This window comes from Paenibacillus sp. VTT E-133280, from assembly GCF_002264385.1.
In the GTDB taxonomy this organism is placed as follows: Bacteria; Bacillota; Bacilli; order Paenibacillales; family Paenibacillaceae; genus Paenibacillus_AQ; species Paenibacillus_AQ nitricinens.
On sequence record NZ_NFUX01000004.1, the window covers coordinates 50,683 to 65,669 of the forward strand.

10 protein-coding genes are annotated in these 14,987 nt (G+C 43.8%); 7 read left to right on the forward strand and 3 right to left on the reverse strand.

Translation table 11 applies throughout. The features are described from left to right. Nucleotides 1–25 precede the first annotated feature (25 nt). The 3 genes from CA600_RS02900 (at nucleotide 26) to CA600_RS02910 (ending at nucleotide 5,192) form a co-directional block, all read left to right on the forward strand. The gene (locus CA600_RS02900; RefSeq protein ID WP_094868841.1) at nucleotides 26–1,657 is read left to right on the forward strand and encodes an extracellular solute-binding protein; all 1,632 of its coding nucleotides are present in this window, start codon (nucleotides 26–28) and stop codon (nucleotides 1,655–1,657) included. Nucleotides 1,658–1,781: 124 nt separating this feature from the next. Continuing rightward, complete coding sequence (locus CA600_RS02905) at nucleotides 1,782–3,677, forward strand: family 20 glycosylhydrolase (protein WP_094868842.1); 1,896 nt, start codon at nucleotides 1,782–1,784, stop codon at nucleotides 3,675–3,677. A gap of 15 nt (nucleotides 3,678–3,692) precedes the next feature. Beyond that, nucleotides 3,693–5,192, forward strand: coding sequence for an arylsulfatase (locus tag CA600_RS02910; RefSeq protein ID WP_094868843.1), 1,500 nt, complete (start codon nucleotides 3,693–3,695; stop codon nucleotides 5,190–5,192). Between the two features lie 81 nt (nucleotides 5,193–5,273). On the opposite strand, the gene CA600_RS02915 is transcribed toward CA600_RS02910, so the two are convergent. Then, nucleotides 5,274–6,728 (reverse strand): sulfatase-like hydrolase/transferase, encoded by a 1,455-nt coding sequence (locus CA600_RS02915; RefSeq protein ID WP_094868844.1) that lies wholly within the window; start codon nucleotides 6,726–6,728, stop codon nucleotides 5,274–5,276. Between the two features lie 155 nt (nucleotides 6,729–6,883). Between CA600_RS02915 and CA600_RS02920 the strand changes: the two genes are divergently transcribed. Then, nucleotides 6,884–8,629 carry a glycoside hydrolase family 35 protein gene (locus CA600_RS02920; RefSeq protein WP_094868845.1) on the forward strand — a complete coding sequence of 582 codons (1,746 nt, stop codon included), beginning with the start codon at nucleotides 6,884–6,886 and terminating at the stop codon, nucleotides 8,627–8,629. Nucleotides 8,630–8,812: 183 nt separating this feature from the next. Beyond that, a complete protein-coding gene (locus CA600_RS02925) occupies nucleotides 8,813–9,202 on the forward strand; it encodes a hypothetical protein (RefSeq protein ID WP_094868846.1) in 390 nt (129 codons plus the stop codon). A gap of 86 nt (nucleotides 9,203–9,288) precedes the next feature. On the opposite strand, the gene CA600_RS02930 is transcribed toward CA600_RS02925, so the two are convergent. Together CA600_RS02930 and CA600_RS02935 are read right to left on the reverse strand one after the other, a co-directional pair. Further along, nucleotides 9,289–10,317 (reverse strand): serine hydrolase domain-containing protein, encoded by a 1,029-nt coding sequence (locus CA600_RS02930; protein WP_094868847.1) that lies wholly within the window; start codon nucleotides 10,315–10,317, stop codon nucleotides 9,289–9,291. A 45-nt stretch (nucleotides 10,318–10,362) separates the two neighbouring features. Continuing rightward, a complete protein-coding gene (locus tag CA600_RS02935) occupies nucleotides 10,363–11,190 on the reverse strand; it encodes a MerR family transcriptional regulator (RefSeq protein WP_094868848.1) in 828 nt (275 codons plus the stop codon). Between the two features lie 554 nt (nucleotides 11,191–11,744). Between CA600_RS02935 and CA600_RS02940 the strand changes: the two genes are divergently transcribed. Both CA600_RS02940 and CA600_RS02945 read left to right on the forward strand, forming a co-directional pair. Further along, on the forward strand, nucleotides 11,745–13,355 hold the full coding sequence (locus tag CA600_RS02940; RefSeq protein WP_094868849.1) for a helix-turn-helix domain-containing protein: 1,611 nt from the start codon (nucleotides 11,745–11,747) through the stop codon (nucleotides 13,353–13,355). A gap of 117 nt (nucleotides 13,356–13,472) precedes the next feature. Then, nucleotides 13,473–14,471 carry an ABC transporter substrate-binding protein gene (locus CA600_RS02945; protein ID WP_094868850.1) on the forward strand — a complete coding sequence of 333 codons (999 nt, stop codon included), beginning with the start codon at nucleotides 13,473–13,475 and terminating at the stop codon, nucleotides 14,469–14,471. The last annotated feature ends 516 nt before the right edge of the window (nucleotides 14,472–14,987 follow it).

Genomic DNA, 14,987 nt, shown 5'->3' on the forward strand with positions numbered 1-14,987 from the left:
AATAGTATAAAGGGAGGTTTCAAGCATGCTTAGAAAGAAAATGATGACACTGGCATTATGCATAACTTTATTGGCTTTGGTGCTCACAGCTTGCGGTGGAGGCAATAACGACAAAGGGCAGGCGGCATCAAATGGTGAAGGATCTCCAGATTCTTCTAATTCCACGGACACCCCTTACAAGGATCCAATGACCATTTCTCTTGGTTTCTGGGACGCGGATGCTGAAATTGCTAACATCGAAAAAGACCCAATCGCCAAACAAGTGTTGGAAAAGTTCAACATTACATTAAAACCTGTCAATATGACCTGGGATGACTATACCCAGAAGATTCAAATGTGGGCTGCTTCCGGTCAATTGCCTGATATTTTCGCGATCGACGCTGTGGGGACGCAATATCAGCGTAAATGGGTTGAACAAGGTGTTGTCAAAGCACTTCCGGAGCTTTCTAAGTACCCTAACCTTGCAAAATACTTCGAATCGCCGGACATTAAAGGTTTAGGTGTAGACGGAAAGTATTATACCGTTCCTCGCCGGATGTTCCCGAGTGTCGATTGGAGCGCACTGGATCGTATGGTGTTCTATCGATGGGATCTTGCTCAAAAAGCTGGTATCACAAAAGAACCTGAGACCTGGGAAGAGTTTGAAGCTATGCTTGATGCAATCGTGAAGTCGGATCCGGAAGGTAAGCATATTACCGGTCTTACGACGACAACTACCAAGATGCTGGGCGGATTCTTCTGGTTGTACGGTAACCCGGTTGCCACGAGTGATGGAAGCGGCAGTGACTTTAAATGGATCAAAGAGGATGGTAAGTTTATACCCGCTGTATTTTCGAAAAATGCGCTTCCAGCGTTGCAGAACATGAAGAATATGTACGAAAAAGGTTTGATCGATCCAGACATTGCGCTTGTTAAGCCGGCAGAGTCTTATGACAATTTCGTAGCCGGCAAAGCAGCTGCTCTTCTAAGCGGTGGCGGTTTTATAAATTTAAATAGCGATATGTATGAAAAACGCTGGAAAACAGCTTATCCGGATAAGGATATCATGGAGAGCATAAAGGCACTCAAGCCACTTATTGGACCTGATGGTGAACGCTCACATGCTATTTTTAAAACGTACTGGTCGGAAAGTTATTTCAGCAATAAAGTTGACGATAAAAAGATGGATCGCATAATGGCACTCTATGATTATGTGTTGTCTCCTGAAGGCAAGGACCTGTTGACTTATGGCATTGAAGGTGTCGATTACAAGATCGAAAATGGGCAGAAGGTTGTCATTGAAAAGGGTTCATTAAATGAGAAGTATCCAGCTAGCAGATTTCTAAAGAATTTGGTGGCTTATGAAACTTCAGATAGCTATAACATGGATAACCCGACGATCGCTAATGAAGGGATCCGCAAAGAAGCTGTCGATTATATCGATTGGATTCAGAATAATACGAAGGTTCCGGAATACGACATCCGGTTAACGTATATGTCCACCCCAACAAAGGATAAATTTACTGTGCTTGACCATGATGATCTGCTGAAGATTATGCTTTCCAAAGAACCCGTTGAAAGTTACTGGAATAACATTTTGAACGATTATAAGGCTAAAGGTCTTGATAAAATGATAGAAGAAGTAAATGCGAAGGCCAAAGAACAAGGTATTGAATAATTGATGGATAGAGAAGATCCGGGCTGAAACAGCCCGGATCTTCCGTTTAATGATTTGAAGAAGAATCAAGAATGTGCGGCGCTACTGATCGCATACTTATTATAAGATTAGGAGGGGAAAGTCTATGATTCATAGCATTCACTTGACAGGGTTATCCGAGAAACAGTTAGCAGCTGTTTCAGAAGTAGCGGGAATATTGAGTATTCGTATAGAACGGTCAGGGATTCCAGTGAATTGTAAGAAACAAGGGAAGGGCATTCGAATATCTTACGATGAGGTTCAGGTCACTATTACGTATGAACAGGAACATCAATTGATCAGGGCGCTCAGCCGATTTCTAGAGAATATACGTCGTGGTGAGAGAGTTGAAATTAATGAAATGCCGGTTTATGAACAGCTAGGTTTCATGGTAGACTGCTCGCGAAATGCTGTTCTTAACCATGAAGGATATAAGGAATTGATTCGGCGTTTAGCGCTTATGGGATATTCAACGGTTCAACTGTATACGGAAGACACCTACGAACTTGAGGGGTATCCTTATTTCGGTTATTTAAGAGGTCGATATTCAGGGGAGCAAATTCGGGAGATGGACCAGTATGCCGCGCTATTTGGTATAGAATTGGTTCCTTGTATCCAGACGCTGGCTCATCTGGGCCAAGCATTGAAATGGCAAGCACATGCACCGCTAGTGGATTTCCAAGACATTCTCCTCATTGATGATCCGAGAACTTACGAGTTAATTGATCGAATGTTCGCTTTCATGGAAACTCATCTAAGCAGTCGCCGCATAAACATTGGGATGGACGAAGCGCATATGATGGGACTTGGTAAATATCTAGACAAGCATGGATACCAAGATCGATCCTCCTTGATGTTAAAACACTTTAGCACTGTTATGGAAATCGCCAGGAAATATGGTTTCCGTACGATGATGTGGAGCGACATGTTTTTCCGTCTGGCCAGTTCTGGAGAATATTACGATGCTGGAAGTCCAATCAGCCCCGAAATTGTTAAGCTGATCCCTGAAGAAGTTACTTTGATCTATTGGGATTACTATTCGGAAACGCAGGAGAAATACGACGGAATGTTACACAAACATAAGCAGCTGAATGATCATATCGGATTTGCAGGTGGGGCTTGGAAATGGATGGGCTTCGCTCCAAACAATGAATTCAGCCGCAAAGTCAGTCTGCTGGCTCATGATAGCTGTGTTAAGCATGGAATTCAAGAAGTGCTGATTACCGCATGGGGAGATAACGGTGCTGAAGCTTCCGTCTTCTCGGTTCTTCCTACCCTTCAACTTTGGGCGGAGCTGTGCTACACGGGATGTTTCGTGGAGAATCATGTCAAAGAAAGATTCAGTAGCTGCGTGCAAGGCAATTATGATGACTTTATGGCACTCGATGCGGCCAACCTGGTTCCAGGAAATTCGGCACCTGGGGGATGTTCTATCAATCCGGCTAAATACTTGCTTTATCAAGATATTTTGTGTGGTTTGTTCGATCGACATGTTATTCCTACCGTGTATTCGAAGCATTATCAGCAAAGTGCGAAAAAGCTCGAACAGGCGATCACTCGCAATTTGCCTTGGCAATCCTTATTCTCTGTACAAGCCAGCTTATGTCGCTTGCTTGAAATAAAGAGCGAAATAGGGATTTCCATACGTGATGCTTATCATCGAGGAAATGTTGAGGGATTGGCTCATTTTTCCAAGGTGACTTTGCCAAAATTATCAGATTTAGCCAGTCGATTTATGGATGATTATCGGGTGCAATGGGAGCTGGAAAATAAGGTGTTTGGTCTTGATGTTTTTGATCTTCGTATGGGAGGAATGCTTCAGAGGATTAGGACGGCTATTCATCGAATCAATAGTTATGCCGAAGGGAAAGTGGAACAGATAGCTGAATTAGAAGAAGAGCTACTGACGTTCGACGGTCTCGTTGACGATGACGGCCCAAGAGCGATAAGTGCGAATTTGTGGCACATGATCGCAACACCGTCCGTCATCGCAGGGGTATAAGAAGGGAGTGAGGTTATGACTGACACTAATCTGGAACATCAAAATGGCTCAAAACGGCCAAACCTTTTGCTTATCACAGTGGATCAGATGCGTTTTGATTGCCTGAGCATCATGGGACATCCCGTCGTTGAGACACCCAACCTGGATTCTCTTGCTTCAAGAGGGATATTATTTGAACACGCTTACTCAGCTACCCCCAGTTGTATTCCCGCCAGGGCTGCCATCATGACAGGAATGGGCCAAAGATCACATGGGCGGGTGGGGTATCAGGATAAGGTTGAATGGAATTACGCCCATACGATTGCCGGAGAGCTTGCACAAGCTGGTTATCATACGCAGTGTGTTGGCAAGATGCATGTGTATCCTGCACGTAATTTATGTGGATTCCATAATGTAGTGCTTCATGATGGATATCTTCATTACAATCGGGACAAGAGCCAAGTTATATATGATGAACACTATGATCAAGTGGATGATTATTTACAATGGCTGCGAAGACAAACCAATGCCAATTCGGATATCACTGACTTAGGCCTTGATTGCAACGCCTCAACGGTTGCCCGCCCCTGGCACTTGCCGGAAGCGATGCATCCCACGAATTGGTGCGTAACCGAGTCGCTAGACTTTTTGCGAAGAAGAGATCCTGGGAAACCATTTTTCCTATGGTCTTCCTTCGTTCGCCCGCATTCCCCATTGGATCCGCCACAATGTTATCTAGATATGTATAAGGACTTGGAATTTCCCGATCCTCCTGTTGGAGACTGGGTGGATGAGAGTGCCGCCTTCAACGGAGCTAAGGATCCAACCTCTTCGTTCACTCATTTGCCAAAGCGCAGATTGGATCGTGCCCGGGCCGCATATTATGCACTTATAACGCATCTTGACGACCAAATTGGGAGGTTAATCAATGGGCTGCAGGAATATGGAGTTTTAAATGAAACTTTGATTCTATTTACTTCTGATCATGGTGAGATGATGGGGGATCACCATTATTTCCGCAAGTCTCTTCCATATGAAGGGAGTGCTAAGATTCCTTTCTTAGTGTATGACCCGGGAGAAACGCTTGGACTTCTTCCAGGTACCCGGCTCGATTCTATTGTAGAACTTCGCGATATTATGCCAACGTTTCTTGAAGCTGCTGGCATCCAAATACCAGTTACAGTAGAAGGGCAAAGTGTGTTGCCACTGTGTAAGGGGGATCAGACAGTGTGGCGGTCTTATATTCATGGGGAGCAGGCCTATGGAGAAAAGTCGCACCACTTTTTAACGGATGGAAGAGAGAAATTCATTTGGTATTCTCAGACAGGCGAAGAGCAATACTTTAACCTAGTGACCGACCCCTTTGAGAAGGTTAATGCGATCGGATGTACCGATAATTTCGAGCGTATACATGAATGGAGAGATCGTCTTATTCACGAGCTGGAGGGACGAGAGGAAGGGTTTGTAAACAACGGAGAATTGATTGCCGGACGTCCAATTTCTCATATTCTAAAGGCATCTGAATTGGGAAAATGATCTAAACGAAGGGCAATCTGAACATTCAGTTTGTCCTTCGTCTGTTATGGAAATATTAAGGGGTTTAATAGGTGTTTTGATTTACCAGCTACTCCGGCGTTCTGGCAAAGGGTCCTGATCTTGAATCATTCGATGGACGAGCATTTCTACCATCGAATGACGAATTTTACTATAATCGGGATCTTCAAAACGATTGTGGTTTTCATGAGGATCCTCTTTTAGATCATATAATTCACCGTAGGTCTCTCCTGCAAAGATAACTAGCTTATAACGTGTAGTGCGCAAACACTTAGCGTTTATGCCGCGATCATGAGCAATATAAGCGGTTAGGGCAGAATTACGTACATGGGACTCCCTGCCAGCTAGCACTTCCATCTGTGACACGCCTTGAATTCCGTAGGGGAATTTGAGACCTGCGGCTTCAAGCAGGGTAGGGACAATATCAACATGTTCCATCAAAGCAGACACCCGTTGCCCGGAAGCAATCCCAGGACCGCGTACGATCATCGGGATTCGTGTTAACCCTTCATAAAACCACGGCCCCTTGTAAATTAGTCCATGGTCACCGAGCAGTTCTCCATGATCGCTGGTAAAGAGGATGACAACATCATCGTACATTTCTTTTTGACGCCAAGCTTTTATAATACGTCCGATCTGCTCATCAATGAAGGTAATCATCGCATAATAATTTCGAGTGAGCCGTTTCATATGCGCTTCATCAAGAGAATGCTCTTCACCGCCACCAGGCCAATATCCTCCCTGACTCTGACGCAGCAAATGTGGAGGACGAAGAAGCACGTCGTCAGCTTCTCTGGTTGGAGACGGAATGTCAATGTTCGTGTACATATCCGTATAAACTTTTGGAGGGTCAAAGGGATGATGCGGATCAACGAAACTGGACCATAAGAATAACGGTTGCTCGGTTTTGTGGGCGAGGATAGCATCGATACTCCGTTCAGCAATCCAGTAAGTCTGATGCAGCTCCGGTGGAATTTCGCTCTCCCACACATCGTGTTGAGCATCGGAGGCTCTGAAACGGTCTTTACTGAATCGTTCTGCTACTTCCGGGTTGCGTTCCCTAAGCCACTCCATATATTCCCCGATACAATTGTCTTCAGTAATATGATGCTCATCAAATCCGTAGTACGTTCCATCGGAAGCTCTTCCGCGATCTCGATAAGCAGGATCTTCATATTCTTGTGAAAAGTCCTCCTTCATTTGTGGACGGAAGTGCATCTTTCCTATACCGATGGTTTTATAATCCGCTTTTTTTAAATGATCGCACAAGGTAAGTTCGTCTTCTTTTAGTGTGGTACCGATGTTCCAAGCACCATGGACATGAGGGTACCTTCCAGTAAAAATGGAGGAACGTGAGGGCGTACAAACGGGGCTAGCGCAGTAAGCTCCAGTGAAGAGTGTGCCTTCCGAAGTAAGCTTGTCAAGCTCAGGTGTCAGTACGGAAGCATTCTCGATACCTAGTGCGTCCGCACGCATTTGATCTGTGGTAATTAACCAAATATGAGTTCTTTTTGACATCCGTAACCACCCCCCTATGGATATAGTGTATAGCATTACAAAAGCCTCTAGCAACCAATGAATTCTCCATATATTTCATTAGAATCGTCCATATGGGTTGCTATTTTTATTCCTTATAATGAGATAACCTATCTCAACGTTGGAGGAGAAATTTTATGCGGAAGTTATCCATATCAGGGGATCATTTTATATTAGACGAACAACCTATCCGGTTGCTTTCTGGTGCGCTTCATTATTTCCGGATCGTTCCGGAATATTGGCAGGATCGTTTGCTGAAGCTGAAGGCTTGCGGATTGAATACTGTTGAAACCTATATTCCTTGGAATTTACACGAACCAGAGGAAGGGGACTTCAATTTCGCAGGCTTTGCTGACATCGAGGCTTTCGTTAAGCTCGCCGGAGAGCTCGGATTGCACGTGATTTTGCGGCCAAGTCCTTATATTTGTGCGGAGTGGGAATTTGGTGGATTGCCAGCTTGGTTACTTGCAGACGATAACATCCAACTGCGTTGTAATGATAAGGTTTATTTATCTAAGGTGGATGCCTACTTCGATGTGTTACTTCCAAGATTGCGACCTTTGTTAAGTACTAAAGGTGGACCTGTGCTCGCCCTTCAGGTAGAGAACGAATATGGAAGCTTTGGAAGTGATAAGACTTACCTGAAGTATCTGAGAGAAGGAATGATCGCCCGCGGCATGGATGTTCTGTTATTCACCTCAGATGGAGCTGAAGATCATATGCTCCAAGGCGGTATGATCGACGGAGTGTTCGCCACAGTAAATTTCGGTTCACGGGCAAAGGAAGCCTTTGCTAAATTACGTGAATATCAGCCTACGGGGCCGTTGATGTGCATGGAATTCTGGAATGGATGGTTTGACCACTGGATGAAACCGCATAATACCCGCCCCGAATCAGAAGTAGCGGAGACTTTGGATGAAATGCTGGCTCTAGGAGCCTCTGTTAACTTCTACATGTTTCATGGGGGGACGAATTTTGGATTTATGAATGGGGCAAATCTTTTTGACAAATATGAGCCCATCGTAACCAGCTACGATTATGATACACTGCTGGACGAATCTGGTAAGCCAACAGCAAAATTCTACGCAGCTCGAAAAATAATTGAGAAATACGTGACGTTGCCGCCACTGGAATTACCGCCGTTAATAAAGTCACAAGCTTATGGTAAAGTGTTGATGACAGAAGCAGCACCACTGTTCACTCAGTTAGACGTTTTGTCTCACCCAGAAAGTAGAGCATGTCCCGAGCCCATGGAGAAACTGGGTCAGGATTATGGATTTATCTTGTATTCAACGAAGATCAGTGGACCGCGTAGTCATGTGGAGCTCGTTCTTCAAGAAGTACGCGATCGTGCGCTTGTATTCGCGAATGGGGGCTTTGTCGGTACAGTTGAACGCTGGGATCCGAGAGGAATTTCACTAGAGATCCCGATTGAGGGACTGCAAATCGACATTCTTGTGGAGAACATGGGGCGTGTAAATTATGGCCCGCTGCTCCGTGATCCGAAAGGCATAACCTGTGGCGTTAGACTCGGCTATCAATTTTTGCATGATTGGACCATTCGTTCCTTGCCATTAACCGATCTTAAAGGATTATCATTCACTTCGATAGATTGCGAAGAACGTCAGCAGCCCACTTTCTATCGGGGGTGTTTTCAAGTTAGTAAGCCTGAGGATACTTTTTTGCGGCTGGACGGATGGAGTAAAGGTCAAGCTTTTATAAACGGCTTTAATTTAGGTCGCTACTGGGAGAAGGGTCCGACAAAAACGCTTTACATACCGGCACCGCTTCTGCGTCAAGGTGGGAACGAACTAATCTTGTTTGAATTGCATGGCGTATTGGAGCCAGTGGTTACTTTTGTAGATATACCAGAGTTCACATGATATTTAATGGGTGAATAAGTATCGTGATTCTATAGTATTGATCTGATGATTTTTAATATATAATCAAGACAATTGTCATTTCATTAAATTACCACTTGAAGTGAATGATTGAAGTTTTTTCAAGTCCGAAACTTTTTAGGAACTGAAAATGCACGATTAGGGTGGGTTAGAGGAGGATTTTAAATGAGCTATGATTTGATGGCGTTCGAGACGTCTAAAGCACCGCAAGAGAGAGCAGCGTTTATGAAGTGGTATGAGCAGCAAGTGCAGTGGTCGGAAGACCGTGCCTATAGTGATCCATCAGTTTTATCGGAGGCGCTGCAACGCTTTTATAGTGAGTTGTCCGAGCAATTTCCAAATATGAATGTAGAGGATGAGATTTTTGAGGCGATGGAGGAGGCCGGAACGGATAACCGGTTGACTGACTACTCGCTTGGCACATCCGTCATCTATGCGGCGTTCGCGTATTCCGTAGCTGACGAAGCTTACACGGCGATGCGGGAGTTGGCTATAAAACACAAAGTAGGATTTTTTGATGTAAGCAGCAACGAAGGAGATATTATTTTTCCTTGAAGTAAAAACGATTTAGAGTGTAGATAGCTGGTCGCTCTTCTTGATGTTAATGAAGTGGCAACCAGCATGTTTCTAACATTACTTTTTTACTCTACTACAGACGGAATTATACAATCCTTAATCAGAGGCCACCGGTCACGAGGCTGAAGTGTGAATTCTGAGGCGATAGCTACGACAAGTTTTTTTTCTGGAATGCAGCAAATGACATTACCACCATCCCCTAAAGCTGAGTAAGTGTAAATCCCATCTTCTTCGCGTAGCCACCACAAATAACCATAATGATTAGGGTTCATCGCAGTTGAATCTTCAATCCATGTCTCCGAAATAATCTGATTGTTCTCCCATTTTCCGCGGTTCAAATATAATAAACCAAAGCGCGCCATATCGCGTGGAGACAACGTAAGTCCCCATCCTCCTGTGGTGATACGATTGGAGTCTTCCACCCATCCCTTCACATTTACCCCAAATAAATCATCAAACCCAAATGATTTCATCTCATAATCCGGGATTTCCGTCATACCGATCGGACTGAATAATTGCTCGTTACCAAATTCACGGGCACTTTTTCCTGTGCAACGAGTGATGATCGCCGACAGTAAGTGCGCCCCTGCGGTGGAATATTTAAAATCACCAACATTCCCTCGGTGGCCAAGGATATCAAGTGTGAATTTGACCCAGTCGGACGACCTACAGAGTTGCTCCAGTGGTTCATGCCAGTCTTCAAAAGCATAGGGAGCGGTCATGTTGAGCAAATGGCGTATCGTGATTTCTTGTTTTTGCGGGTGTGAAGCAACATCGTCGGGAACATAGTCAGGGAAAAAATCCAGCACCTTCTGATCAACATGCTTGATATATCCGGCATCAATGGCAATACCAATGAGGGCGGATAAGATGCTTTTCGTTACAGAAGCCACATGATGCAGATCATCCGGGCCATAGCCATTGAAGTATTGTTCATAGGCAATATATCCATTGCTCACCACTACAATTCCGTTTATATTACTATAGTCGGATTTAATCTTAGCTTCTAGTTCTGAAAGTTGTTCAGCATCCATTTTTAAGCTAGCCGGATCTGAAGTTTGCCAGTCTTTTGTAGGCCAGTAGTTTTTGTGCATATCGATAACTCCTTTAATCAAATTTTTATGTGATGATGAGTGCGGCTACGATCTTTTCTTAACTGGAAAATACACCTCAGTAACAAGATCCTCAGGATCAGTAGTTTGCGAGGGGTCTGTTATATATTTTTCATAGGGTGAGTTCACCATTTCATAACCTTCATTTTCTATCCATTCTGTGAGCTTCGCATAGACCGATGTCAATTCTGAATAAGGGCCTTTATAAACCGACCTCGCACATAGTTCCTCAGATAATTCTCTCGTTCCTTTTATATTCTCCTTAATAGGTAGGGCAAACTCTGTATCATTCCCGGCAGGATTATATTCTTGGCTGTGATAAATGGTTATTGGCGTGCCCAGCAAGGTCAGCTTTTCAGTGGCAATGGTTTCATACAGCTTGCTAAAATAGTTACCATATCCGAGTGCATAATCATCACTGCTCAACATTTGACGCGTGAAAAGAATATGCATTGGTTTGGTTTCAACAAGCTGCACTTCTATCTTATTTAGGTAGGACATCATAGATATTCCATTCTCTAAATTTAGAACATCACTATTAATTTGCTTTAACGTATATTCGTAAGTTCGTAGTTTCTCTTGTATTTCTCTTTTTTTGAGATGAAGGACTGCACTAAGTTTCTCTTCAAACTGATCCTCCTCCCATTCCAGAATAGCTTTGATTTCTTCCAGAGAGAATTGATAAGATTTCAAACGGTTGATAAAGAGCATTTTTGATAGTTGTTTGATGGAATAATACCTATAACCGTTCTCAGGATTAATCTCATCGGGATGAATTAATCCGATTTCATCATAATACCGCAGCGTTTTGGTTGACACTTCGCATATCTTCGAGAATTCTCCTATAGAAAGCAACAATCTCATCTCCATTTCTTTAATATTTAATGTTCAATTCCACTATGCACCTTCCCCTAAGGGTAAAGTCAATAGCAAACTTTTGTATCCATTCCAAGGTAACGACTTCAAAAAAGCACCCCGAAAACCACATGAATATGATTTTTGAGGTGCTCTATTTTGTATTTGTTTTTGTATAAGAATTCTGTAAATCAGTATGGCTGCTCCGGCACGTGTGGAACAGGGGGACGGCATGAACTGCTGCTGAGCATCTCCTTTACTAAGATCTGCTGCTAATATGATCTCAATCCACGCTCTCGTATGGAGTGCGACGGAGGAGCAGCCAAAAGTATACGGATAAAGACAGCTGTCGGGAGTACGCTAAGGTGTCTTATTATTTTCTGATGGAAGTAACAAGACTTTTTTAAATTATGATTTATTCTAAGTTGAACAAGTGTTAATTAGTCACCTTGCCATCACTCCTCTGTTTATGTCGACGTTCTTCTCACAGATTGATTATTCGAGTCCATACATGATATGTTCAAGATAGAACATACGACTAGGAGGCTGCAGCTATGCTTGTACTGACAAATGCCCGAGTGATTCCTTGGGAAGCAGCACAGCAAACCGGAATTATTCCCATAGAATCGCCTTCGCTGGTGACCTGTACAGCCACGGTGAACTTCCACTATGGGCAGGTACATGGCGTTTTACTTAAAGGCCAGACCCTTTTCCTGTATCCCCCATGCTCCCTGGAGCTTATACATACTCCGGCTTCTGCCTTCACGATATATCATATTGGCTTACTGGAATACGGATTAACGAAAGAGACTCATGAGAAGCGTGTCTATGAACTTACCTCAGAGAACTTGCCTGCACATGGATCAAGGACTGGAACCAGTTCACAAGGGCTACGGATTCTTGCCATTATCCAGGAACTAACCGACAAACGTTCAGGCAGCATTCAGTCCAAAGAAGCCCGCTCCCATTTTCTGCTGAGTGAGTTGCTTGAGTTGTTCAAGCTGGCTGTTAAACCTGCCACAGAAATGGTAGACAGCGTAATTCGGGATGCTATTTACTATATCAATCATCACTATGGAGATCATATCACCCGGGAAGACATTGCCCGCATGACCGGATTTAACGCAAGCTATTTCTCTAGATTTTTTCAAAAACAGGTGGGACGCAGCTTCCAGGCTCATCTGACCCGAGTTCGGATAGATAAGGCAAAGCAATACCTCCTATCCACACAGGCCACATTGAATGATATTGCCTTGTTGGTAGGCTATGCTGACGGTCTATATTTAAGCCGCAAGTTTAAGCAATTCACCGGGATCAGCCCAAGTGAGTATCGATTACAGCCACGTGCGAGACGGATTGCAACCGTTCAGTATACAGGGGATCTGCTTGCCCTCGGCATTAAACCCGTGGCCGCTTCCTTCCTTCCTTGGGCCCTGTCTCCATTAATCCAGGATGAGTTGCATGACGTAATTGATCTGGATGAACATGGCGTGGAAGAAATGCTACGCGCTGAACCGATTGATTTAATCATCGCACCGGATTATCTGTACTACTTGCCGCACAAGCTCGAACAACTTGAACGTATATCCCAGGTCATTGTTCTCCCTTGGAACCAACTGGGTCGACTCGAGACTGTTCGTCTGATTGGCCGAATTGTAGGACGAGAACAGGCAGCCGAGGATTGGATCGAACATTACATAACACGGGCCAGAACCGAATCTGATCGACTAAAAGATTTTATTAAACCTGGTGAAACAGTTGGTCTATATGAGCTGTGGGAAGACGGCACCATTTGTATCTGGAATGCAACCGCTAGAGCAGCCTATAACGTGTATTATGGACTTCATCTTACTCCCCAGCCTAACATCCTCCGGGATGTTCTGGAACCTGACAATCATCAATACATCGAAGAAGATCAATTGGCAGAATATGCAGCAGATCATATGTTTCTTGTTCTTCCGGCACATGAAGGTGGCCTGTATCACGATTCACCAGATACACTTAGCGAGCGCCCGGGCTGGCGCAAGATTATGAATAACGGAAATCGTCGCATATACCCTCTCCAGCTGGAGCAATTCTGGTGTAATGATGCCTTGTCTCTGGAGAAGCAACTTGAACTTATGGTAGATATCCTGATTCGGGAGAATAGTGTTAAGGCTAGGTAACATTTGTCCATATGGAATTGGTCACATTTTGAGATGGACGATACTTGTGTACAAAAGCTAAGATACATAGGAGGTTTAATTGAGAAAGATAATCATTATTGATTGGGGAGAAGCAGAATGACAGGGGTTAAATCAAAATGGTCGGCCGGGCTCATGATCCTTTTACTCGTAATAGGAATTATTGGCTGCTCAGGCCAAGCGGAAGAAACAACAGAAAATAAAACTTCCGCTCCTGCCGTAACAGAAGAACAACCAGAGACCAGCGCACCAGCAACACAGGTCATATCGACAGTTAACGGAGATGTTAAAATTCCCGTAAATCCTCAACGTATCGTTACGCAAGGTTACCTTGCTGATTTTCTGGCACTTGGCGTCAAGCCTGTAGGCGCGCCAGATTATGAGCTGGAAAGCCCATATGTGCTTGATCATATTGAGGGCGTGGCAGACATTGGCCGGATTGACGGGGGATCAGTTGAGAAAATTTTGGCATTACAGCCTGACCTGATCGTTACTGTCGGTGGAGATGAGAAACTGAATGAGCAATATCGTAAAATCGCACCAACACTCATCATCCCTTACGGAACATACGACAATGTCCATGAAGAAATCACGGCTTTTGGTGAAATCTTGAACAAACAGATGGAAGCCAAAGATTGGTTATCCCAATTCGAAGTAAAAGTGCAGGCCGCCAAGGAGTCTATTCAAGGACTAGTCGAGGAAGGTACAACCTTCTCCAACTTCAGTCTGTTCGGCAAAGAATGGTATATCAACGGGGATGGTGTCAATCGCGGTGGACAGGCCATCTATCAACAGCTCGGACTGAAAGCACCAGCCATTGTACAGAAAGAGCTCATTAATCAGGATAAAGATACCGTAGCGATATCCGAGGAAAAGCTTGCAGATTACGCAGGTGACTATATCTTTTTGGATTTGTCTAACGGAGGTTCACTGGATGAAGGTTCAGCAGTTTGGTCATCCCTGGATGCCGTGAAGAACAATCGCGTGTTCAAGCTTGATGGAGAACGCTTCTGGCCCTATGATCCACTTGCCGTGGAAGCACAGGTTCAGGAAATTGCAGATATGATTAAGGAACGTTTCGGTAAAACAGAGAACTAAAGTTTAATTCCTCTTGTCCGATATACAGAGAAAAAGAAAGCCATTCAGAGATTCCTCTGAATGGCTTTCTTTTTTGGTAAGTTAAAGAAAGAACTGATAACCATTTTTCAGATCATATAGCACACTGAAAATGTTTTGTCTCGTCGTATTCTCTATACAGAAGTTAAGTAGACTATTTACGGACAGTACCGCAGCTATTAAGGCTATTTTGATCATTAAATCTTATGAGCATAAATGAGGTGGCTTTGAGCAAATAGCTGCAACTGAGTCCGATAACATGGCGAAATCCAAAGAATTCAGCAAAAAAAGGTCACCTGAGTCCGAACGACTTGCTTGTAACAAGCTATAGAGCATAATATAGCATAGTCCCATAGACCGAGTAATCACTTAATACTAATCGGTAATAGCTAACCAAGATTCCAATGAATTGTCGAAACATGAAGGAAAACAGAAAATTTTATAGAATTATTTTATCGTGATATATCATTTATCTTATATTCTACTGATATCCTATTT